The sequence below is a fragment of the Cellulomonas sp. SLBN-39 genome, assembly GCF_006715865.1.
Taxonomy (GTDB): Bacteria; Actinomycetota; Actinomycetes; order Actinomycetales; family Cellulomonadaceae; genus Cellulomonas.
The window spans coordinates 2,697,445-2,719,998 of the sequence record NZ_VFOA01000001.1; the positions used below are offsets into that span (position 1 = coordinate 2,697,445).

At 75.2% G+C, this 22,554-nt stretch carries 21 protein-coding genes; 16 read left to right on the forward strand and 5 right to left on the reverse strand.

Annotation, left to right across the window (positions count from 1 at the left end):
* Positions 1 to 25: 25 nt before the first annotated feature.
* Positions 26 to 649 (reverse strand): malonic semialdehyde reductase, encoded by a 624-nt coding sequence (locus tag FBY24_RS12490; protein ID WP_142160989.1) that lies wholly within the window; start codon positions 647 to 649, stop codon positions 26 to 28.
* Positions 650 to 773: 124 nt separating this feature from the next.
* Here FBY24_RS12490 and tsaD point away from each other — a divergent pair, with 124 nt between their 5' ends.
* Complete coding sequence (tsaD, locus tag FBY24_RS12495; protein WP_142160991.1) at positions 774 to 1,814, forward strand: tRNA (adenosine(37)-N6)-threonylcarbamoyltransferase complex transferase subunit TsaD; 1,041 nt, start codon at positions 774 to 776, stop codon at positions 1,812 to 1,814.
* A 40-nt stretch (positions 1,815 to 1,854) separates the two neighbouring features.
* On the opposite strand, the gene FBY24_RS12500 is transcribed toward tsaD, so the two are convergent.
* Together FBY24_RS12500 and FBY24_RS12505 are read right to left on the reverse strand one after the other, a co-directional pair.
* Entirely contained in the window at positions 1,855 to 3,003 is a 1,149-nt protein-coding gene (locus FBY24_RS12500; protein ID WP_142160993.1) for a glutamate--cysteine ligase, read from the reverse strand.
* Positions 3,003 to 4,187 (reverse strand): class I SAM-dependent methyltransferase, encoded by a 1,185-nt coding sequence (locus tag FBY24_RS12505; RefSeq protein ID WP_142160995.1) that lies wholly within the window; start codon positions 4,185 to 4,187, stop codon positions 3,003 to 3,005. The genes FBY24_RS12500 and FBY24_RS12505 overlap by 1 nt, the downstream gene beginning before the upstream one ends.
* Before the next feature lie 285 nt (positions 4,188 to 4,472).
* Here FBY24_RS12505 and groES point away from each other — a divergent pair, with 285 nt between their 5' ends.
* Positions 4,473 to 4,766: a co-chaperone GroES gene (gene groES / locus FBY24_RS12510; protein WP_140457262.1), complete on the forward strand. Its 294-nt coding sequence runs from the start codon at positions 4,473 to 4,475 to the stop codon at positions 4,764 to 4,766.
* 211 nt (positions 4,767 to 4,977) lie between these two features.
* On the opposite strand, the gene FBY24_RS12515 is transcribed toward groES, so the two are convergent.
* Positions 4,978 to 5,274, reverse strand: a complete 297-nt coding sequence (locus tag FBY24_RS12515; RefSeq protein ID WP_142160997.1) for a WhiB family transcriptional regulator — start codon at positions 5,272 to 5,274, stop codon at positions 4,978 to 4,980.
* Positions 5,275 to 5,516: 242 nt separating this feature from the next.
* Here FBY24_RS12515 and FBY24_RS12520 point away from each other — a divergent pair, with 242 nt between their 5' ends.
* From FBY24_RS12520 to FBY24_RS12585, 14 genes are all read left to right on the forward strand, one after another.
* Positions 5,517 to 6,557: a MerR family transcriptional regulator gene (locus FBY24_RS12520; RefSeq protein ID WP_142160999.1), complete on the forward strand. Its 1,041-nt coding sequence runs from the start codon at positions 5,517 to 5,519 to the stop codon at positions 6,555 to 6,557.
* 308 nt (positions 6,558 to 6,865) lie between these two features.
* Positions 6,866 to 7,525, forward strand: coding sequence for a response regulator transcription factor (locus FBY24_RS12525; RefSeq protein WP_142161001.1), 660 nt, complete (start codon positions 6,866 to 6,868; stop codon positions 7,523 to 7,525).
* Positions 7,526 to 7,631: 106 nt separating this feature from the next.
* Entirely contained in the window at positions 7,632 to 9,152 is a 1,521-nt protein-coding gene (guaB, locus tag FBY24_RS12530; protein WP_140457258.1) for an IMP dehydrogenase, read from the forward strand.
* 81 nt (positions 9,153 to 9,233) lie between these two features.
* Positions 9,234 to 10,358, forward strand: coding sequence for a GuaB3 family IMP dehydrogenase-related protein (locus tag FBY24_RS12535; protein ID WP_142161003.1), 1,125 nt, complete (start codon positions 9,234 to 9,236; stop codon positions 10,356 to 10,358).
* A 388-nt stretch (positions 10,359 to 10,746) separates the two neighbouring features.
* On the forward strand, positions 10,747 to 11,787 hold the full coding sequence (locus tag FBY24_RS12540; protein ID WP_142161005.1) for a zinc-dependent dehydrogenase: 1,041 nt from the start codon (positions 10,747 to 10,749) through the stop codon (positions 11,785 to 11,787).
* Between the two features lie 184 nt (positions 11,788 to 11,971).
* Positions 11,972 to 13,552 (forward strand): PTS mannitol transporter subunit IICB, encoded by a 1,581-nt coding sequence (locus FBY24_RS12545; RefSeq protein WP_142161007.1) that lies wholly within the window; start codon positions 11,972 to 11,974, stop codon positions 13,550 to 13,552.
* Positions 13,549 to 13,983: a PTS sugar transporter subunit IIA gene (locus FBY24_RS12550; RefSeq protein ID WP_142161009.1), complete on the forward strand. Its 435-nt coding sequence runs from the start codon at positions 13,549 to 13,551 to the stop codon at positions 13,981 to 13,983. Before FBY24_RS12545 ends, FBY24_RS12550 begins: the two co-directional genes overlap by 4 nt.
* Before the next feature lie 240 nt (positions 13,984 to 14,223).
* Positions 14,224 to 14,985 (forward strand): DeoR/GlpR family DNA-binding transcription regulator, encoded by a 762-nt coding sequence (locus tag FBY24_RS12555; RefSeq protein WP_142161011.1) that lies wholly within the window; start codon positions 14,224 to 14,226, stop codon positions 14,983 to 14,985.
* A complete protein-coding gene (gene pfkB / locus FBY24_RS12560) occupies positions 14,982 to 15,935 on the forward strand; it encodes a 1-phosphofructokinase (protein WP_142161013.1) in 954 nt (317 codons plus the stop codon). Before FBY24_RS12555 ends, pfkB begins: the two co-directional genes overlap by 4 nt.
* Position 15,936: 1 nt before the next feature.
* Positions 15,937 to 16,398 carry a PTS sugar transporter subunit IIA gene (locus FBY24_RS12565; RefSeq protein ID WP_140457251.1) on the forward strand — a complete coding sequence of 154 codons (462 nt, stop codon included), beginning with the start codon at positions 15,937 to 15,939 and terminating at the stop codon, positions 16,396 to 16,398.
* Positions 16,395 to 17,909, forward strand: coding sequence for a PTS fructose transporter subunit IIC (locus FBY24_RS12570; protein ID WP_142161015.1), 1,515 nt, complete (start codon positions 16,395 to 16,397; stop codon positions 17,907 to 17,909). Before FBY24_RS12565 ends, FBY24_RS12570 begins: the two co-directional genes overlap by 4 nt.
* Positions 17,910 to 17,950: 41 nt before the next feature.
* The gene (locus FBY24_RS12575; RefSeq protein WP_142161017.1) at positions 17,951 to 18,244 is read left to right on the forward strand and encodes an HPr family phosphocarrier protein; all 294 of its coding nucleotides are present in this window, start codon (positions 17,951 to 17,953) and stop codon (positions 18,242 to 18,244) included.
* A complete protein-coding gene (gene ptsP, locus FBY24_RS12580) occupies positions 18,241 to 19,962 on the forward strand; it encodes a phosphoenolpyruvate--protein phosphotransferase (RefSeq protein ID WP_255432375.1) in 1,722 nt (573 codons plus the stop codon). Before FBY24_RS12575 ends, ptsP begins: the two co-directional genes overlap by 4 nt.
* Before the next feature lie 82 nt (positions 19,963 to 20,044).
* Positions 20,045 to 21,658 (forward strand): succinic semialdehyde dehydrogenase, encoded by a 1,614-nt coding sequence (locus FBY24_RS12585; protein WP_142161019.1) that lies wholly within the window; start codon positions 20,045 to 20,047, stop codon positions 21,656 to 21,658.
* A gap of 32 nt (positions 21,659 to 21,690) precedes the next feature.
* Here the strand turns inward: FBY24_RS12585 and FBY24_RS12590 are convergent, their stop codons facing one another.
* On the reverse strand, positions 21,691 to 22,455 hold the full coding sequence (locus FBY24_RS12590; RefSeq protein ID WP_142163503.1) for an ABC transporter ATP-binding protein: 765 nt from the start codon (positions 22,453 to 22,455) through the stop codon (positions 21,691 to 21,693).
* Positions 22,456 to 22,554 lie beyond the last annotated feature (99 nt).

The window sequence follows — 22,554 nt, forward strand, 5'->3', positions numbered from 1 at the left end:
GCAGGCCGACCCCGCCCGGGGCGGCTCAGAGCGTCGTCGAGGCCTGCTCGAACGTCAGGCGCGGGGCGCGCGGGCGCGTCGTGCCCTCGCCCTCCGGGTGGCCGACCGTCAGGACCAGGAGCGTGCGCCAGCCCTGGTCGGCGAACAGGTCGGCGTCGACGCCGGCGGCGTCCATGCCGCCCATCGCGCCGACGCCCAGGCCGACGCCGCGCAGCGCCAGCAGGAGGTAGCCGGCCTGCAGCCAGGCGTTGTCGCGGGACATCCGCTCGCGGGCCTCGACCTGGGGCTCGAAGGACGCCTCGAAGTCGGGCGCGTGGGGGACCAGCGTCGCCCCGTACCGGTGGAAGGCGGGGTCGGCGGCCAGGACCAGGGCCAGGGGAGCGGCCAGGACGCGGTCGCGGTTGCCGGGCGCCATGTGCTGGACGAGGCGCTCGCGGGCCGCGCCCGAGCGGACCAGCGCGACGCGCAGGGGCGAGGTGTTCATGGCGGTGGGCGCCCACCGGGCGAGGTCGTAGGCGGCGGCGACCTGCGCGTCGGTGACCTCCTGCGACGTGAACGACTGCACGGTGCGCGCGTCGAGGAACAGCGAGTGCACGGCCGCCTCGTCGAGCAGGGCGCCGTCGGGCAGGGGCAGGGTCTGCGTCGTCATGCTCGGTGAACGTTCAACGACCCGCAGGGCATGCCCCGGAGCGACGTGAGGTGGCCCACACCCGGCCGTCGGTGGCGTCGTCCCGGTGCGCCGGCAGAGGCGTCTGCGACCTATCCTGGGCGCCGTGAGCGCACCCCTCGTCCTGGGCATCGAGACGTCGTGCGACGAGACGGGGGTCGCGCTCGTGCGCGGTCACGAGCTGCTCGTCGACGCCGTGGCCAGCTCCGTCGACGAGCACGCACGGTTCGGCGGGATCATCCCCGAGATCGCCTCGCGGGCGCACCTGGAAGCCATGGTCCCCACGATCGAGCGCGCGCTCACGACGGCGGGCGTCACGCTCGGCGACGTCGACGCTGTGGCCGTCACCGCCGGTCCCGGGCTCGTCGGGCCCCTGACGATCGGAGCGGCCGCCGCCAAGGCCCTCGCGATCGGGCTCGACCGGCCGCTGTACGGCGTGAACCACGTCATCGGCCACGCGGTCGTCGACGAGCTCGTCGACGGCCCGTTCCCCGAGCGGGTCCTCGCGCTCGTCGTCTCCGGGGGCCACTCGTCCCTGCTGCGCATCGACGACACCGTGCACGTCACCGAGCTCGGCTCGACCCTCGACGACGCCGCGGGGGAGGCGTTCGACAAGGTCGGCCGGCTGCTGGGCCTGCCGTACCCCGGCGGCCCGCACATCGACCGCCTCGCGCGCACGGGCGACCCCGACGCGATCCGCTTCCCGCGCGGCCTCACGGCCCCCAAGGACCAGGCGGAGCACGCGACGGACTTCTCGTTCTCGGGCCTGAAGACGGCCGTGGCCCGCTGGGTGGAGGCCCGCCAGGACGCCGGCGAGCCCGTCCCGCTCGAGGACGTCGCCGCCTCGTTCGCGGCCGCCGTGGCCGACGTGCTCACCGCCAAGACGATCGCGGCGTGCCGGCGCGAGGGCGTCTCGACCCTCGTCGTCGGCGGCGGGTTCTCGGCGAACTCCCAGCTGCGGGAGATGGCGGCCGAGCGCTGCGCCGCGGCGGGGATCGAGCTGCGCATCCCGCCGATCCGCTACTGCACCGACAACGGCGCGATGATCGCCGCGCTGGGGTCGGCCGTCGTCCGCCGGGGCATGCGCCCCTCCCCGCTCGACCTGCCGGTCGACTCCTCGATGCCGCTGACGCAGGTCCTGGTCTGACCGGCGGCCCCGGTCCGGCCGGGGCCCCGTCGGGTCGGCGTCAGAGCGGACGGCCGGCCGCCATCTCGGCGACGAGGGCGCGCACGACCGGCTCGAGCTCGCCGGCGTTCCTGCGCGCCACGGCCCGCTGCCGCTGGTACGACGCCCCGCGGCGCAGGATCGTGCGGACCTGCTCCAGCTCGGCGCTGCACCCCAGCCGCTCGGCCACCGGCGCGAGCTCGACGAGCCAGCGGCCGACGGCGTCGGTCACGAGCTCCTCCTCGCCGGCGGCGTCGGTGATGAGGATCGCGTCCATGCCGTAGCGCGCCGAGCGCCACTTGTTCTCCTGCACGAACCACGGCGGCATCGTGGGTACCGGCTCGCCCGCGTCGAGCAGCGTGGAGAAGTGCTCGACGAAGCAGTGCGTCAGCGCGCTGATGGCGGTGACCTCGAGCAGCGAGGGCGCGCCGTCGGCGATGCGCATCTCGAGCGTGCCGAACCGGGGGGCGGGGCGGATGTCCCAGCGGACCTCGTCGACCTGCTCGATCACGCCGGTGTGCCGCATGTCGCCGACGTACTGCTCGAGCTCCTCCCAGCGCTCGAGCTGCGGCGGCAGCCCGGCGGTCGGCAGCTGCTGGAAGAGCAGTGCCCGGTTGGACGCGTAGCCGGTGTCCTTCCCGCCCCAGAACGGCGACGACGCCGACAGCGACTGGATGTGCCCGAACACGGTCAGCATGGCGCGCGACAGCGGCAGGACCTTCGCGCGGTCCTCGATGCCGACGTGCACGTGCACGCCGTAGATGAGCATCTGCCGGCCCCACCACTGCGTGCGGTCGATGAGCGTGGCGTACCGCTGCTTGTCGGTCACGCGCTGCGTCGCCCAGCTCGCGAACGGGTGCGTGCCGCCGCCCATGAGCTGGATGCGCAGCGGCTCCGCGGCGGCGGCGACCTCGTCGAGGGCCCGCTGCAGGTCGGCCCCGGCCTCGCCGACCGTGCGGCACTTGCCGGACGACACCTCGACGGTGTTGAGCAGCAGCTCGGACGTGATGTGCGGGTGGTCGGCGCCGTCGGCGGGACGTACCGCCTCGAAGATCGCCTGGGCGGCCTGCCGCAGGTCGCCGGAGTCGGCGTCGACGAGCGCGACCTCCCACTCGATGCCGACCGTCGAGCGCTCCGACCGGGCGAACGGCAGGGGGACCGGCGCGGCCATCAGACGGGCTCCACGACCAGGACGCGCTGCTGCCCCGCGACCCGCGTGAGGACGACCGTGCCCTCTGCCGGGCCGCGCAGGTCGAGCTGCTTGCGCAGCTGCTCGGGCACCACGGCGGTGCCGCGCTTCTTGACGGTCAGGCGGCCGACCCCGCGCTCGCGCAGGTACGCGCGCAGGCGCTTGAGGCCGAACGGCATGTCGTCGAGGACCCGGTACGCGGTGGCGGTCGGGTCGGGCGTGAGGTCGTCGGCGGTCACGTAGGCGATCGTGCTGTCCACGAGCCGTCCGCGCACCCGCTGGGCCACCGTGCCGACGAGGCCGGCGCGGATGACGGCGCCGTCGGGCTCGTAGAGGTAGGCGCCGAGCGGCCCGACGGGCGGGGCGTCGTTGGCGGCGGCGTCCGCGGCGCGCAGCGTGTGCGGCGTCCCGCCCCGCAGCACGAGCGCGGTGCGCCCCGGGCCCTGCGGGGCCAGCGGCCCGAACCAGAGGCCGACCTCGACGACGTCGCCGTCGACGGAGACCCACTGGGCCTCGCCGTCCGGCGGCAGGTCGCGGTGCGCCAGGCCGGGGCCGAGCTTGAGGCCCAGCGCGGGGACCGTGCTCCGCAGCGCGAGGAGGGCGTCGAGCGGGGGCGCGTAGGCGCTCGGGTCGAACACCCGCCGCCCGGTGCCGGTGCGCCGGGCGGGGTCCGCGAACACGCCGTCGACGCCGGCGAGGTCGAGCGCGAGCCCGTCGCCGTGCCGCACCTCGACCTCGGGCAGCGCGCGCAGGTTGACGGTGGCCAGCGCCGCCGTGGTCTCGTCGACGTCGGTGGCGACGACCCGCAGGCCGACGCCCCCGAGGGCGAGGGCGTCGGCGCCCAGCCCGCAGGTGAGGTCCGCGACGTAGGTGCAGCCCGCGTCGAGGTAGCGCCGCGCGTGGTGGGCGGCGACCTCGAGCCGGCTGGCCTGCTCGAGCCCCGCGGGGGTGAACAGCATGCCGTCCGCGAAGTCGCCGAGCTTGCCGCGGGCCTTGGCCCGCAGCCGCGACTGCGTGAGCGCCGCGGCGACGAGCGAGCGGTCGAACCCGTCCCGCTGCAGGCGCTCGGCCAGCACGAGGGCGTGCTTCTCGTCGTAGGGCGGCAGCGCCCCGAGCAGCGCCCACCCCTGCGGGCTCAGCACCTGGGCCAGGCCCGCGTCGTCCATCCGCCCAGCCTGCCACGACCGCGCCCGGAGACGTGCCGGACCGGGCTCCGGCGTGCCGGGCGCCCCGGCCGTGGGGCCCTGCCCGGTGCCGGCCCGACGTGCGGGCGCGAACCCGTGCTGGCACTCGGGTTGACCGAGTGCTAACGCGTTCCTAGAGTGAGGAGCTGGCACTCTCCTCGTGAGTGTGCCAACCGTGCCCGTGGTCCCGGCACCCGCGACGACGGCGACCGGCGGTGCGGCGCAGACATGTGGCTCACCAACTCAGATGCGAAGGGGAGGTCCGCTGTGTCGGTCTCCATCAAGCCCCTCGAGGACAAGATCCTCGTCAAGACCCTCGAGGCAGAGACGACGACCGCGTCCGGTCTCGTCATCCCCGACAGCGCCAAGGAGAAGCCCCAGGAGGGCGAGGTCCTGGCGGTCGGCCCGGGTCGGATCGACGACAAGGGCAACCGTGTGCCGCTCGACGTGGCCGTCGGCGACAAGGTCATCTACTCCAAGTACGGCGGCACCGAGGTCAAGTACGCGGGCGAGGAGTACCTCATCCTCTCCGCGCGCGACGTGCTGGCCGTCATCGGCTGACACCCGCTCGGCGCCCTCGCGGCGCCTGACGTGACGAGAGGCCCCCTCCCGACGGGAGGGGGCCTCTCGTGCGTCCTGGCCGTGTGCGTCCTTGCTGTGCTGCGCGCGGCTCGCCGTCGGCCTGCCGGCCTGCGGACCCGGACGGCGCCGTCGGCGCCCGGGCCGCCGTGGGTCCGGCGGGACGAGGAGCGTGCGTCAGGGACGTCGTGGGTCAGACGACGGCGCGGCGTCCGGCGCGCTCGGCGAGCACGGCGGTCCGCTCGTCCTCGGACAGGCCGCCCCACACGCCGTAGGGCTCACGGACGGTCAGGGACTGCTCCCGGCACTCGTTGATCACCGGGCACGTGGCGCAGATGGCCTTGGCGGCCTCGGCGCGGCGACGACGCGCCGCTCCGCGCTCGCCCTCGGGGTGGAAGAAGAGGTCCTGGTCCGCGTCGCGGCAGGCGCCGTCGAACTGCCACTCCCACAGGTCCATCACCGGTCCGGGCAGTCGCGAGATCTCCGCCATGGGTTCCTCCTGGGGGTCCTGCAGGTCGCACCCCGGCGGGATCGCCGGGTGGGGTCGGTCTCGCCGCCCGATCGAAGCGATGCGGTGGCGATGTGTCGTCACGTTAGCAACCGTTTCAGAAGTTGTTCAAGACCCGGTCGCGATCTGATTCACCCGGGTGACGTGCGCTGCGTCACGTCGGTCCTTCCCCAGGTGGCGGATCGTCCCCCGCGCCGGACGCGCCCGGCTGGCACAATCGCGCCATGACCGAGTCGCGACCGTCGGCCCGCCCGACGGACGGCCCGGCGCACCCGGGTCTGCCGGGCGACCGCCCCGACGCCGCGGGCGTCGCCGACCTCCCGGACACCCAGCCCGCGCCCGCCGACCCGTCCGACGACGCCGACGCGCCTGCCCTCGCCGTCGCCGCCGTCGCCCGGCGCCTCGGCGTCGCCCCCGCCACGCTGCGCACCTGGGACCGCCGGTACGGGCTCGGCCCGTCCGCCCACAGCGCCGGCGCCCACCGGCGGTACAGCGCACGCGACGTCGAGCGCCTGCTCGTCATGCGACGGCTCACGATCGAGGGCGTCGCCCCGGCCGAGGCTGCGCGGCGGGCGCTCACCGCGGACGTCAGCGCCGCGTCCCCCGCCCCGTCCCTGCCCTCGCCCCGGCCCGCGGGCCTGCCCGGGGGCGGTGGCGTGGACGCCGTCGTCGACGCCGCGCTCGCGGGCCAGCACGACCGGTGCGCCGGGCTGCTCGCGGTCGCGGAGACCGACGACGTCGCGACCTGGTGGACCACGCTCGTCGAGCCCGTGCTCGCCGCGCTCGCGCTGCGCACCGTCGTCGACCGTCCCGGCGTCGACGCCGGGGCCACCGTGACCGCCGCGGCCCTGGGCGCCCTGCGCGCCCGGACCGTGCGCCCGCCCCGTCCCGGCGCACCGGTCGTCCTCGTGCTCACCACGCCGGGCGAGCCGCGGCCGCTGCTCGCCCACGCGCTGGCCGCCGCCCTCGCGGTCGCGGGAGTCGACGCCCGCACCGTCGGCGGGCCGGTCTCGTCGCGCCACGCGGGGGAGCTGGTCGTCATGACGCGCCCGGGCGCGCTCGTCACGGTCACGAGCCGCGACGAGCCGGACCTGGGCGTCGTCGCGTGGCTCGCGCGTGAGCACCCCGGGCTCGCGCAGTTCGTCATGGTCCCCGACGCCGCGGTCGAGCGCGTGCCGCTCGACCGGACCGTGCACCGCTCGCGGTCGTTCCGGGGGCTGCTGCACGAGTGCGTCGCCGCCGTGGTGCCGTCGGCCCACGGCTGACCGCGCCGTCGAGCGCCGGTCGAGCACCCGTCGCGACGGCGGGGCGGGCGGCGCGCTCCCGACGCACCCTCCGGCCGGCCGCGGGGACGTCAGGCCGTTGGGCCGTCCGGGGAGCCGTCCCGGACGGCCGCCCGGGACCGGTCCGGCCCGGACGCACCCGAACGCGTGACGACATATCACGTGCGGGCCCTCAACCGGGAGGAAACGGTGCGGGGGAATTCACCGCCGTCCCTCTCCAGGGCTAACGTGACCCACCGGTAACGCCGATGGGGCCTCAGATCCGTGCAAGGCCTTTCGAGGAGGAACTGATGGCTGGCGTCGTGGTGTGCCACGGCTCGTCGAGCGTGCGAGAGCGGCTGGTGGTGACGTCGATCGGCGTCCCCTCCCTGGCCCCGGTGCGTGCTGCGGCGAGTGCTGACGAGCTGCTGGCCCTGGCCCGCCGCATCCCTCCGACCGTGGTGCTGCTCGACGCGCACCTGCCGGCCCCCGGCCCGGCGGAGGCGATCCGCCGCCTGCGCACCGTCGCGCCGTCCGCGGCCGTGGTCGTGCTCGCCGGGCCCGACGACGGCGAGGCCCTGGACCGTGCGCTCGCCCTCGGCGCGCGCGGGTTCCTCGCGCCCGACGTGGGCCGGGCCGAGCTCGCCGCCGTCGCGGCGCACGTCCAGGCCAGCCCCGTGACGTCGGCGCCGCTCGTGCCGCAGCCCGTCGGCCCGGCGCCCGCTGCGCCCTACGAGGGCCGTCCGGCGACGTCGCTGCGTCCGGGCGACGTGCCCGCACAGCTGACCAAGCGCGAGATCGAGGTGCTCGTCGGCATGAGCCACGGGCGCTCGAACGCCCAGATCGGCCAGGAGCTGTACCTGTCCGAGGACACGGTCAAGACCCACGCGCGACGGCTGTTCCGCAAGCTCGGGGCGTCCGACCGGGCGCAGGCCGTGGCGATCGGGCTGCGGCGCGGCATCATCGACTGACCCCGGCCGCGCCCGACGGGTCCCTGCCGCGGCCGGCGCCGCCGTGCCCTGCCGCCCGCGCTGCCGTCGGCCACGGGGCGGCCCGTGCGGCACGTATCCTGGGACGATGACGGAGCAGGCACACGGCGCCCCGGCCGACCCGTTCGCCCGGGTCGGGCTCACCTACGACGACGTCCTCCTCCTGCCCGGGGAGACCGACGTCATCCCGAGCGAGGTCGACACCACCTCGCGCCTCACCCGCGAGATCTCCGTGCGCGTGCCGCTCGTGTCGGCCGCCATGGACACCGTCACCGAGGCGCGCATGGCGATCGCCATGGCGCGCCAGGGTGGCGTCGGCATCCTGCACCGCAACCTGTCGATCGCCGACCAGGCGCACCAGGTCGACCGGGTCAAGCGCAGCGAGTCGGGCATGGTGTCCGACCCCGTGACCGTCTCGCCGGACGCGACGCTCGCCGAGCTCGACGCCCTGTGCGGCACGTACCGCGTGTCCGGCCTCCCGGTCGTCGACGACCAGCGCCGGCTGCTGGGCATCATCACCAACCGCGACCTGCGCTTCGTGCCGCCCGGCGAGTTCGAGACCCGCCTCGTGCGCGACGAGATGACGTCGATGCCGCTCGTCACCGCGCCCGAGGGCATCGGCCGGGCCGACGCGGCCGCTCTGCTCGCCAAGCACAAGGTCGAGAAGCTGCCGCTGGTCGACGACGCGGGCGTGCTGCGCGGGCTGATCACCGTCAAGGACTTCGTGAAGTCGGAGCAGTACCCCGACGCGACCAAGGACGCCGACGGGCGCCTGGTCGTCGGCGCGGCGATCGGCTTCTTCGGCGACGCCTGGGAGCGGGCGTCCGCGCTGGTCGAGGCGGGCGTCGACGTGCTCGTCGTCGACACGGCGAACGGTCACGCCCGACTGATGCTGGAGATGGTCAGCCGCCTCAAGTCCGACCCGGGCACGGCGCACGTGCAGGTCATCGGCGGCAACGTCGCGACCCGCGAGGGTGCGAAGGCGCTCGTCGACGCGGGCGCGGATGCGGTCAAGGTGGGCGTGGGCCCGGGCTCGATCTGCACGACGCGGGTCGTGGCGGGCGTCGGCGTGCCGCAGGTCACGGCCATCTACGACGCGGCCCAGGTGTGCCGCCCGGCGGGTGTGCCCGTCATCGGCGACGGCGGGCTGCAGTACTCGGGCGACATCGCCAAGGCGCTCGTGGCGGGTGCGGACACCGTGATGCTGGGCTCGCTGCTGGCCGGCTGCGACGAGTCGCCCGGCGACCTCGTCTTCGTCAACGGCAAGCAGTACAAGCACTACCGCGGCATGGGCTCGCTCGGTGCCATGGCCTCGCGCGGGCGGGTCTCGTACTCCAAGGACCGCTACTTCCAGGCCGACGTCGCGTCGGACGAGAAGATCGTCCCCGAGGGCATCGAGGGCCAGGTGCCCTACCGGGGCCCGCTCTCGGCGGTCGCGCACCAGCTCGTCGGCGGGCTGCACCAGTCGATGTTCTACGTCGGTGCGCACACGGTCCCCGAGCTCCAGGCGCGCGGGAAGTTCATCCGGATCACGCCGGCGGGGCTCAAGGAGTCCCACCCGCACGACATCCAGATGACCGTCGAGGCGCCGAACTACACGGGTCGCTGACGCGCGGGCCCGCGCGCCGGCACGTCGCCGCCGTGCCGGCCCGTGCCCCGTCGTGCTGCGGGACGCCGGTAACCTGGGACGGTGACCAGCGACATCGAGATCGGGCGCGGCAAGCGCGGGCGCCGGGCGTACTCCTTCGACGACATCGCGGTGGTGCCCTCGCGCCGCACGCGTGACCCCGAGGAGGTCTCGGTCGGCTGGCAGATCGACGCCTACCACGTCGACCTGCCCGTGCTGGCCGCGCCGATGGACTCGGTGATGAGCCCCGCCACCGCGGTCGCCCTGGGGCGGGCGGGTGGCATCGGGGTGCTCGACCTCGAGGGCCTCTGGACCCGGTACGAGGACCCGGCGCCGCTGCTGGAGGAGATCGCCGGGCTCGACGCCGCCCGCGCGACGGCGCGCATGCAGGAGATCTACGCGCGCCCGATCCAGCCCAAGCTGATCCGGGCGCGCCTCCAGGAGGTCCGGGAGTCGGGTGTGACGGTCGCCGGTGCGCTGAGCCCGCAGCGCACGCAGGAGCACTGGCGCACCGTCGTCGACGCGGGTGTCGACCTGTTCGTCATCCGCGGCACGACCGTCTCGGCCGAGCACGTGTCGGGCCGCGCGGAGCCGCTCAACCTCAAGCGCTTCATCTACGAGCTCGACGTGCCCGTGATCGTGGGCGGTGCGTCGACGTACACGGCGGCCCTGCACCTCATGCGCACCGGGGCGGCGGGGGTGCTCGTCGGCTTCGGCGGCGGCGCGGCGCACACGACGCGCGTGTCGCTCGGCATCCACGCGCCGATGGCGACCGCGGTGGCGGACGTCGCCGCGGCACGCCGCGACTACCTCGACGAGTCGGGCGGCCGCTACGTCCACGTCATCGCCGACGGGGGCGTCGGTCGCTCGGGCGACCTGGTGAAGGCGATCGCGTGCGGCGCGGACGCGGTCATGCTCGGCGCCGCGCTGGCCCGGGCGTCCGAGGCGCCGGGACGCGGGTTCCACTGGGGCCCGGAGGCGCACCACCCGCACCTGCCGCGCGGCGAGCGCGTGCACGTGGGCACCGCGGGGACGCTCGAGCAGATCCTGTTCGGCCCGGGCCGGACGGCGGACGGCACCCTGAACCTCATCGGGGCGCTGCGTCGTGCGATGGCGACGACCGGCTACTCCGACCTCAAGGAGTTCCAGCGCATCGAGGTCGTGGTCTCGCCCTACCAGCCCTTCTGAGCACCCGCCGACCAGCCGTCGGCGTACCGACCCTGCACGGGCCGGCCCCACCCCGGGGCCGGCCCGTCGTCGTCCCGGCGGTCGTCGAGGCCGCCGAGGGGTGTCCTGACCCCGCCGCCGGTCCGTCCGGCCGGGTCGCCCACCCGGGACCCTGGACCGTTGTCCAGCCGTGCTCGATCGTCTGATCTGCCCGTTCTCACATTTCTGAGGTCCGTTTGCCGCCGACCGTGTGGGAATGGGTTGACACTGCTGTGAGCCCGGGGCCATCCTGACGACGGATGCGGGGAGCGACCCCGCCTCCGCACCGAGGGACACCGAGGTCCCCGGCCGCGCACCCCGGTGCGCCGGCGGGCCACGGACGCCCCGCGACACCCCTGCGAGGAGAGCGATGAAGGTCTTCCGTTTCTACGCCCCCGGTGACGTCCGGCTCGAGGACGCCCCCGAGCCGGAGGCGGGCCCGGGAGAGGTGAAGATCCGCGTCCGCGCCTGCTCGATGTGCGGCACGGACGTCAAGATCTCGACCGCGGGCCACCTGCGCATCGTGCCGCCCCGCGTCATGGGTCACGAGATCGCGGGCGAGATCGTCGACGTCGGCGACGGTGTCGAGGGCTGGGCCGCCGGCGACCGTGTCCAGGTCATCGCCGCCATCCCGTGCGGCACCTGCGACTGGTGCCGGGCCGGCATCATGACGATCTGCCCGAACCAGGTCTCCATGGGCTACGACTTCGACGGCGGGTTCGCCTCCCACATGGTCGTCCCGAAGGAGGTCCTCGCGGTCGACGGCCTCAACCGGATCCCCGAGGGCGTCTCGTACGCCGAGGCGTCCGTGGCCGAGCCGTTCGCCTGCGCCATCAACGCCCAGGAGCTGGCCGACGTGCACGACGGCGACACGGTCGTGGTCGTCGGGTCCGGGCCCATCGGCTGCCTGCACGTGCGGCTGGCCCGGGCCCGCGGGGCGTCGACGGTCTACCTCGTCGAGCTCAGCCGCGAGCGGCTCGACATGGCCGCCGAGGCGGTCAAGCCCGACGCGGCGATCTGCGCGGCGGACGTCGACCCCGTCGAGGCGGTGCTCGAGCTCACGGGCGGGCGCGGTGCGGACGTCGTGATCACCGCGGCGGCGTCGGGCGCGGCGCAGGAGCAGGCGCTGCGGATGGTCGCCCCGCGCGGCCGGATCAGCTTCTTCGGCGGGCTGCCCAAGGACCGTCCGACGATCACGCTCGACTCGAACGTCGTGCACTACCGCGAGCTGACCATCGTCGGTGCGAACGGCTCGAGCCCGCAGCACAACAAGCAGGCCCTCGGCATGATCGCCGACGGCTCGGTGCCCGTGAACGACCTCATCACCCACCGCCTCCCGCTCGACCAGGTGCTCGACGGCATCGACGTCGTGCGGCAGGGCACGGGCATCAAGGTCACGATCGAGCCCTGACCTCCGGGGCCCGCGCCCCGGGCGCCCGCACCGACGTCGACGCCGGTGCGGGCGCACGGCGGGACCGGCCCCTCCCGGGCCTGCCACCACCACGCACGACCTGCACCACCACCCCAGCACGACCCGCGCCCGCACGGCGGACGCAGCGGATCAACGACGATCACCAGCGGAGTGTGAACTGGCCATGACGACCACCGCATCGGCCGCACCGACCCTGAGCCGAGGCCGGACCGCCCAGGTCCGCCTCCAGCGCTTCGGTGCCTTCCTCACCGGCATGATCATGCCGAACCTCCCCGCCTTCCTGGCCTGGGGACTGATCACGGCGCTGTTCATCAGCGTCGGGTGGCTGCCCAACGAGATGCTCGGCGGCTTCGGCAACGCCGACCTGCCTGGCGCCTGGCAGGGCGCCGCCACCCAGCTCGTCCTCGCCGACGACGGGACCACGTTCCGGCAGTACCTCGGGCTCGTCGGCCCGATGGTCACGTACCTGCTGCCGCTGCTCATCGCGAACTCCGGCGGCCGGCTGGTGCACGGCGAGCGCGGCGGCGTCGTCGCGACGATCGCGACCCTCGGCATCATCGTGGGCAGCACGGTGCCGATGTTCCTCGGCGCGATGATCGTCGGCCCGCTCGCCGCGTGGGTCATGAAGCTCGTCGACAGCCTCTGGGACGGCAAGCTCAAGCCGGGCCTGGAGATGCTCGTCAACATGTTCTCCGCCGCGATCGTCGGCGGGGCCATGTCCGTGGCCGCCTTCTTCGGCATCGCCCCCGTCGTCTCGCAGATCAGCACGTGGCTGGGCGACATCGTGGCGTGGCTCGCCGACAACGGCCTGCTGCCGCTGATGAGCATCATCGTCGAGCCGGCCAAGGTGCTCTTCCTCAACAACGCCATCGGCAACGGCGTGCTCGTCCCGCTCGGGGCGCAGCAGGTCGTCGAGCAGGGCAAGTCGCTGCTGTTCCTCGTCGAGGCCAACCCCGGTCCGGGCCTGGGCATCCTGCTGGCGTACACGCTGCTGGGCGTCGGCGCGGCGCGGTCGACCGCGCCCGGGGCGATGTTCGTGCACTTCATCGGCGGCATCCACGAGGTCTACTTCCCGTTCGTCCTCATGAAGCCGGTGCTGATCGTCGCGGCCATCGCGGGCGGCATGACCGGGGTGGCGACGAACGTCGTCTTCGGCAGCGGGCTCGTGGGCCCGGCGGCACCGGGCAGCATCATCGCGGTCCTCGCCCAGACGTCGCGCGACAGCTACCTCGGCGTGATCCTCTCGGTCGTGCTGTCCGCGACCGTGTCGTTCCTCGTCGCCGCCGTCATCCTGCGGGCCAGCCGCAAGCGCGACCTGGCCGCCGGCGAGAGCGGGGACCTCGCCGCCGCCGTCGCGCAGACCGAGGCCAACAAGGGGCGCAGCAGCGCGGCGCTGTCCTCGCTGGTGGGCGCCACGGGCACGGCGGCGCCGGTGCGCACGATCGTCTTCGCCTGCGACGCCGGCATGGGGTCGTCGGCGATGGGCGCGGCCGTCCTGCGCGACAAGCTGCGCAAGGCCGGGATCGAGGGTGTGACCGTCGTCAACAAGGCGGTCGCGACCCTCGACGACGACGCGGCGGACCTGGTGATCAGCCAGCGCGAGCTCACCGAGCGGGCCCGGCAGCACGCGCCGACCACCCGGCACGTCTCGGTGGACAACTTCATGAACAGCCCCGTGTACGACGACGTCGTCTCCGAGCTCGGCGCGTCGCGTGCGGCCGCCGGGGCGGGGGAGGCGCCGTGAGCGAGGTCCTGACGCGGGCCGCCTGCCGGGCCGAGGGCACGGCCCGCACGTACGAGGAGGCGATCCGGGAGGCCGGTGCGCTGCTCGTCGAGGGCGGGGCCGTCGAGCCGGCGTACGTCGAGGCGATGCTCGAGCGTGAGCGGACCATGACGACGTTCATGGGCAACGGCCTGGCGATCCCGCACGGCACGCTCGACGCGACCGACCAGATCCGACGGTCGGCGATCTCGGTGGTGCGGTACGCCGAGCCCCTCGACTGGAAGGGCTCGCCCGTCCGGGTCGTCGTGGGGATCGCGGGCGTGGACGGGCAGCACCTGGAGGTGCTCTCGCGGATCGCGCTCGTGTTCGCGGACACCGACCAGGCGCAGCGGGTCGCCGAGGCGGGCACGACCGACGAGCTGTACGGCCTGCTCGCGGGCGTCAACGCCTGACCCGACGGTGCGCGGGGTCCGTCCGGGCCCCGCGCGCCGTGCTGCCCGGCGCGGTGTCCGTCCTGGTCGCGGGCCTGCGCGACCCGGCACGACCGGCGATCTGGGACCGATGTCCGTTGCCACAAGAACGGATGTCCGTGCACATCCGTTTGTGTCCGACTCGGCTTGACATCCCGGCACGGCGGGATGATCCTGGACACAGGCCGCCCGAGACGGGCGGCACGGGACGACGGAGTCGATGTGTACGCACCGGAGCGACACCAGCAGATCCTCACGCGGGCGCGCAGCGAGGGCCGCGTGGACGTCACCGCCCTCGCGGGCGAGCTCGACGTCACCCCCGAGACCATCCGGCGCGACCTCACCGCGCTCGAGCGGCACGGGCTCGTGCGCCGCGTGCACGGCGGCGCGATCCCCGTCGAGCGCCTCGGCTTCGAGCCCGGGCTGGCGGACCGCGAGGGCCTGCTCTCGGGGGAGAAGGAGCGCATCGCCAAGGCCGCGCTCGAGGAGCTGCCCGACGGCGGCGCCGTCATCCTCGACGCCGGCACGACCACCGTGCGCCTCGCCGAGCTGCTCCCCACCGACCGCGAGCTCACGGTCGTGACCCACGCGCTGCCCGTGGCCACCGTGCTCGCCACCCGCCCGGGCACCACGCTGCACCTGGTCGGCGGGACCGTGCGCGGACGCACGCTCGCCGCCGTCGGCTCCTGGGCGCTGCGCGACCTCGCCGAGATCCACGTCGACGTCGCGTTCCTCGGCGCCAACGGCATCACCGCCGACCACGGCGTCACCACGCCCGACCTCGCCGAGGCCGCCGTCAAGCGGGCGCTCGTCACCGCCTCGCGGCGCACCGTCGTGCTCGCCGACCACACGAAGGTCGGCCGCGTCGACCTCGCCCGCGTCGCCGACCTCGCCGACGTCGACACCCTCATCACCGACGCCGCGGTCGAGCCCGAGCTCGCCGACGAGATCGAGGCCGCCGGCACCCGGGTGGTGCGCGCATGATCGTCACCGTCACCCCCAACCCGAGCGTCGACCGCGCCCTCGACGTCGACGCGCTCGAGGTCGGCGAGGTCAACCGTGCGCACACCACGCACGTGCACGCCGGCGGCAAGGGCATCAACGTCGCCCGGGCGCTGGTGCGGCACGGGCTCGACGCCGTGGCCGTGGTGCCCAGCGGCGGCCCGGACGGCGCGCGGCTCACCACGCTCATGGCCGAGCAGGGCGTGCCCGCGGTGCCCGTGCCCGTCACCGGCGACACCCGCACCAACATCACGCTCCAGGAGCGCGACGGCACCACGACCAAGGTGAACGCGCCCGGTCCGCGGCTGTCGGCGGCCGAGGTCGACGCGCTCCTCGCTGCCGTCGACGCGCAGCTCGCCGGCGCCCCGCGCGCCGTCGTCGCCGCCGGGTCGCTGCCCGCCGGCGCCGGGGACGACTTCTTCGTCCGGCTCGCCGGTGTCGCCGGCCGCCACGGCGTGCCGCTCCTGCTCGACACGTCCGGCGCACCGCTCGGGCAGGCCGTGCGCGCCGGTGGTCTCGCCCTCGTCAAGCCGAACGAGGACGAGCTCGCCGAGATGGTCGGGCGCGACCTCGTCACCGTCGGCGACGTCGTCGGCGCGGCCCGCGAGGTCATCGCCCTGGGCACGCGCGAGGTGCTCGTCAGCCTCGGCGCGCACGGCGCGCTGCTCGTCTCCGCCGACGCGGCCGAGCCGGTCTGGGCGGGCGGGCCCGCGCTCGTGCCGCTGTCGACCGTCGGCGCGGGCGACTCCACGCTGGCGGGCTTCCTCGCGGCCGACGGCACCGCCGCCGACCGGCTGCGGACCGCGGTGGCCTGGGGCCGGGCGGCCGTGCTGCTGCCGGGCACCGAGGTGCCCGGCCCCGACGACGTCGACGTGGACGAGGTCCGCGTCGTGCTGGACCCCGACCCGCACCTCGCGATCAAGGAGCTGTGACGTGACCTCGTCGACATCCCTCATCACCCCCGAGCTGGTCGCCGTCGACCTCGTCGCGGGCGACCGCACCGCTGCCACGCGGCAGCTCGTCGACCTGCTCGCCGCCGCGGGCCGGGTCACCGACGCCGACGGCTTCGCCGCCGACGTCGCCGCGCGCGAGCAGCAGATGGCCACGGGCATGCCCGGCGGCGTCGGCCTCCCGCACGCCCGCTCGGCGCACGTCACCGCCCCCAGCCTCGCCGTCGGCAAGCTCGCGCAGGGCGTGGACTGGGGCGCACCCGACGGGCCCGCCCGCCTCGTGTTCCTCATCGCCGCGCCCGCCGAGGGCGACGCCGACCACCTGAAGATCCTCGCGGCCCTGGCCCGGCGCCTCGTCCACGAGTCCTTCCGCCAGTCCCTCCTCGACGCGCCGGACGCGCAGACCGTCGCGGAGATCGTCACCCGAGAGGTCGTGCCGTCATGAAGCTCGTCGCCGTCACCTCGTGCCCCACGGGCATCGCCCACACCTACATGGCCGCCGAGGCCCTGGAGCAGGCCGGCAAGGCCGCCGGGCACGACGTCCAGGTCGAGACGCAGGGCGCCGCCGGCTCCACACCGCTCGACCCCGCGGTCGTCGCGGCCGCCGACGGCGTGATCTACGCCGCCGACCTCGAGGTCAAGGACAAGGCCCGGTTCGCCGGAAAGCCGTTCGTCGACGTCGGCGTCAAGAAGGCCGTGCACGACGCGCCCGGCGTCATCGCCGCCGCCGTGGCCGCGGTCGAGGCCGGCGTCCCGGCCTCGGCCGGGCCCGCGCCCGCCGCGCCGGCCACCAAGGTCGACCGTGACGCCGGCGCCGGCACGAAGGTCCGGCAGTGGCTCATGACCGGCGTGTCGTACATGATCCCGTTCGTCGCCGCGGGCGGCATCCTCATCGCCCTGAGCTTCATGCTCGCGCAGGTCGCCTGGGGCGGGGCCGAGGGCGCGATCGAGGTCACCGGCGTCGACGCCGGCACGGTCGTCGCCGCGTTCGACCCGCTCTCGCTGCAGCACTGGGCGGTCATCCTGCTCAAGACCGGCCAGCTGAGCTTCGGCTTCCTCGTGCCCGTGCTCTCCGGCTTCATCGCCTACGCGATCGCCGACCGGCCCGGCCTGGTGCCCGGGTTCGTCGGTGGCGCGGCCGCCGGGTTCGTCGGCGCCGGCTTCCTCGGTGGCCTCGTCACCGGCTTCCTCGCCGGGTTCGTGGCGCTGTGGATCAGCCGCTGGAACGTCCCCAAGGGTGTGCGCGGCATCATGCCCGTCGTCGTGATCCCGCTGCTGTCGTCCGCGATCGTCGGCATCACGATGCTCGTCCTCATCGGCCGGCCCATCGCCTCGGCCATGACGGGCCTGACCAACTGGTTGAACGGCCTGTCCGGTGCGAACCTCGTGCTCATGGGCGTGATCCTCGGGGCGATGATGGGCTTCGACCTCGGTGGTCCGATCAACAAGGTCGCGTACACGTTCGCCGTCACCGGCCTGGCCACCGAGGGCCTGCAGCCCGGTGCCGTGCAGTACCAGGTCATGGCCGCCGTCATGGCCGCCGGCATGGTCGCCCCGCTCGCCCTCGCGCTGGCCACCACGGTCCGCAAGCAGCTGTTCACGCACGCCGAGCAGGAGAACGGCAAGGCCGCCTGGCTGCTGGGCATCTCGTTCATCTCCGAGGGCGCGATCCCGTTCGCCGCCGCGGACCCGTGGCGGATCATCCTGTCCTCCGTCGTCGGGTCGAGCGTCACCGGTGCGCTGACCATGGCCTTCGGGTCCACGCTCGTCGCCCCGCACGGCGGCCTGTGGGTCCTGCCGCTCATCGGCAACCCGCTCGGGTTCGTCGCCGCCGTCGCGATCGGCACGGTCGTCACCGCGCTGCTCGTCGTCGTCCTCAAGACGTTCAAGCACGACCCGCTCGTCGCGGCCGACCGGGCCGCCGACGACCAGGCCCTGGCCGCCCAGGCCGCCTGAGGCCCGCACGACCCGTCCCCGTCCCGAAGGAGAGACACCCCATGGCCGAGCGCACCGTCGCCGTCGCCTCCCGCGTCGGGCTGCACGCCCGCCCCGCGATGCTGTTCACCCAGGCCGTCGCCGCCACCGGCGTCCCGGTCACGATCGCCACCGCGGGCGGGGCGCCCGTCGACGCCTCGAGCATCCTGTTCGTGATGTCGCTGGGCATCCCGCACGGCGCCGAGGTCACCCTCGCCGCCGACGGCCCCGACGCGGACCGGGCCCTCGACGAGCTCGTCGGCCTGCTCGCGACCGACCTCGACGCGCCCGAGGCTGACGCGGGGGCGACGTCGTGACCGCGGCGACCGTCGGTGCCCCCGCCGGCGGCGTGCTGCACGGCGTCGGCGTGGGGCGCCGGTCGGTCGTCGGCCCCGTCGCCCAGGTCCGGCCCGCACCGTCCGTGCCGGCCGACGCGCCGCTGCTCGTCGACGGCCGGCCGGCCGGGCCCGAGCAGGTCCACGCGGCCGTCGAGACGGCCTTCGCCGACGTGGCCGCGGGCCTGCGGGTCCAGGCGGACGCGGCCACCGGCACCGTGCGGGACGTCCTCGCGGCGACCGCCCAGATGGCCGCCGACAACGCCCTGCGCACGCAGGTCCTCGCGCGCGTCGACGCCGGCGAACCGCCCGTCGCGGCCCTCGACGCCGTCGTGCAGATGTTCGCCCAGATGTTCGAGCAGGCCGGCGGCTACCTCGCCGAGCGCGTCACCGACCTGCGCTCGGTCCGCGACCGGGTCGTGGCGCGCACGCTCGGGCTGCCCGACCCGGGCGTGCCCGCGCTGACCCGCCCGTCCGTCGTGGTCGCCCGCGACCTGGCGCCGGCGGACACGGCGGCGCTCGACCTCGACAACGTCCTGGCGATCGTCACCGAGCTCGGCGGCCCCACCGGCCACACGGCGATCATCGCCGGGCAGCTCGGGCTGCCGTGCGTCGTGCGCGTCGCCGGGGCGACCGACCTCGAGGACGGGGTCGACGTCGCGGTCGACGCGGCCGACGGCACGGTCGTGGTCGCCCCCGGCGACGAGGTGCGGGCCGCCGTCGCCCGCCGTGCCGAGGCCGACCGGCTCCTCGCGCGGGAGACCGGGCCCGGGGCGACGGCCGACGGGCACGCCGTCGCGCTCCTCGCGAACATCGGCACGGCCGCCGACGCCGAGCGCGTCGGGGCCGGCCCCGTCGAGGGCGTCGGGCTCTTCCGGACCGAGGTGATCTTCCTCGAGCGGACGACCGCCCCGACCCAGGACGAGCAGGCCGAGGCCTACGCCCAGGCCCTGCGGGCGATGGGCGACCGCAAGGTCGTGGTCCGCACGCTCGACGCCGGTGCCGACAAGCCGCTGGCGTTCGCCAGCCAGCCCGACGAGGAGAACCCGGCGCTCGGGGTGCGCGGCTACCGGCTCGTGCGCTCGAACCCTGCGCTCGTCGAGACCCAGCTCGCCGCCCTCGGCGCCGCGCAGGCCGCGACCGGGTCGACGCCGTGGGTCATGGCGCCGATGATCGCGACGCCCGCCGAGGCGCGGGACTTCGCGGGCCGGGCCCGCGCGGCCGGCGTCGCGACCGTCGGGGTCATGGTCGAGATCCCCGCCGCCGCGCTGCGGGCCCGCGAGATCCTCGCCGAGGTGGACTTCGTCTCGATCGGCACCAACGACCTCGCGCAGTACACGATGGCCACCGACCGGCTGCGCGGCGAGCTCGCCGACCTGCTCGACGTGTGGCAGCCCGCCGTGCTGGACCTCGTCGCGGCCACCGCCCGGGCCGGGCAGGACCTCGGCAAGCCCGTCGGGGTCTGCGGGGAGTCCGCGGGCGACGCCCTCATGGCCCTCGTCCTCACCGGCCTCGGCGTCACCAGCCTGTCGATGTCGCCCGGCGCGCTGCCGGCCGTGCGGTTCGCGCTGCGGCACCACACGCGCGAGCGGTGCGAGCAGATGGCCCGCGCCGCGCTCGCGGCGTCGTCCGCGCCGCAGGCCCGGGCCGACGCGCTCGCCCTCGCCGAGGCCCAGGTCCGCGAGACCCTCGGCTGGTGAGCGGCCCGCGACGCGGGTGAACGGGCGGGTGGGCGGTGCGTGTGCACCGCCCACCCGCCCGCACCGCGCGTACCCTGACGCGATGGCGCACGAGCACGCGGACCTGCACGACCCCGAGACCGACCCGCTCGCCACGTACGTCCTGGAGCCCGACGACGTGCGGAGCCTCCTCGCGCGCGTCGTCGCCGGGCCCTCGGCGGCGACGAGCACCTCGCACACGCCCTTCACCGGCGCCCCCATCGCGGCCGTCCCGCTGACGACGCCCGACGACCTGCCGGAGGCCGCGCGGCGGGCCCGCTCCGCGCAGCGCACCTGGGCGGCCCGCCCCCTGCGCGAGCGCACCGCCGTGCTCGGCCGCGTGCACGACCTGCTGCTCGAGCGGCAGAGCGACGTGCTCGACCTCGTGCAGATCGAGACCGGCAAGGCTCGCGCGCACGCGTGGGAGGAGGTCGGCGACGTCGCCAACGTCGCCCGCCACTACGCCGTGCGCGCCCGCCGCTACCTCGCGCCCCGCCGTGAGGCCGGCGTGCTGCCGCTCGTCTCGTCCGCACGCGTGCTGCGGCACCCCGTCGGCGTCGTCGCCGTCGTCGCGCCGTGGAACTACCCCCTGACCCTCGGGCTCGGTGACGTGCTGCCCGCGGTCGCCGCCGGCAACGCCGTGCTCCTGCGCGCCGACCCGCGCACCGCGCTCACGCTCCTGTGGTGCCACGAGCTGCTCGAGGACGCCGGGCTGCCGGCCGACGTCGTGCAGGTCGTCGTGGGCGGCCCCGACGTCGGCATGGGCCTGCTCGAGCACGTGGACCACGCCTCCTTCACCGGCTCGACCGCGTCGGGCCGGGTGTTCGCCGCGCGCGCGGGCGAGCTCGGGGTGCCCGTGGTGCTCGAGCTCGGCGGCAAGAACCCGATGTACGTCGCGGAGGACGTCGACGTCGACGTGGCCGCCGAGGGCGCGGTACGTGCCTGCTTCGGCTCCGCCGGCCAGCTGTGCCTGAGCGTCGAGCGGATCTACGTGCACGAGGCGGTGCGCCGCGACTTCACCGACGCCTTCGTGCGTCGGGTGCGCCAGCTGCGGGTCGCACCCGGGCTGGACTACCGGTCCGACATGGGCTCCCTCGCGTCGGCCGCGCAGCTCGCGACCGTCGTCGAGCACGTCGAGGACGCCGTCGGGCTGGGTGCGACCGTGCTCACGGGCGCCGAGCAGCGCACCGACCTCGGACCGTGGTTCTACGCCCCGACGGTGCTGACCGACGTGCCCGAGCACGCCCGCCTGGCCCGCGAGGAGACGTTCGGCCCCGTCGTCGCCCTGTACCCCGTCGCGTCGGACGACGAGGCCGTCGCCGCCATGAACGACACCGAGCACGGGCTGTTCGCCAGCGTCTGGACCGCCGACACCCGCCGGGGCGCCCGCCTCGCCGCCCGCGTGCAGGCCGGTGCCGTCGTCGTCAACGAGGGCTACGCCGGTGCGTACGGCGCCGTGGCCGCGCCCCTCGGCGGGACGAAGGCGTCCGGGTACGGGGCGCGCCACGGCCGCGAGGGCCTGTGGGCCACCACCTCGTTGCAGACCGTCGTGGTGCACCGCGGCGCCCACGGGGGGCGGCTGCCGCGCACCGGTCACGTCTACGGGCTCGGGCACCACGTGTGGCCGCAGGTGCTGACCCGCTGGCTCGAGCTGCGCCGGGCCCTGCGCATCCCCTGACCTGCCCGGGGCCGACCGCGCCCCGGAGCGGCTCAGGCCTGCTCGACGAGCTGGCGCAGCGGCGCCGACGCCCCGGCGTGGTGCCGGCCCACGGGGACCACGAGCGGCGTGCCCGACACGGGGTCGGGCACCACCTGCGCCTGCATGCCGAAGACCTCCTCGACGAGCGCGGGCGTCACCACGTCCGCGGGGGCGCCCTCCGCGACGAGCCTGCCCTCGCGCAGCGCCACGAGGTGGTCCGTGTACCGCGCCGCCAGGTTGAGGTCGTGCAGCACCATGACGATGGTCGTGCCGCGGGACCGGTTGAGGTCGGTGAGCAGGTCCAGCACCTCGACCTGGTGGGCGACGTCGAGGAACGTCGTCGGCTCGTCGAGCAGCAGCACGTCGGTCTGCTGCGCGAGGGCCATGGCGATCCACACGCGCTGGCGCTGGCCGCCCGACAGCTCGTCCACCGGGCGGTCGGCGATCTCGAGGGTGTCCGTGACCCGCAGCGCCTCCTCGACGGCGGCGTCGTCCTGCGCGGTCCAGCGGCGGAACCAGCCCTGGTGCGGGTACCGCCCGCGCCCGACGAGGTCCGCCACGGCGATGCCCTCCGGGCACACCGGGGTCTGCGGCAGCATGCCCATCACGGTGGCGACCTGCCGGGGCGGCAGCTGCTCGACCGGCGTGCCGTCGAGCAGCACGTGCCCCGCGCGGGGCTTCAGCAGCCGGGCCATCGCCTTGAGCAGGGTCGACTTGCCGCACGCGTTGGCGCCGACGATCGTCGTGATCCGCCCCGACGGGATCGTCAGTGTCATGTCGTGCACGACGACGCGGTCGTCGTAGCCGATGGTCGCGGCCTCGACGGCGAGCGTGTGCGTCGCGGCGTCCCGCGGCTGGCCGGTGTGCTCGTGGCT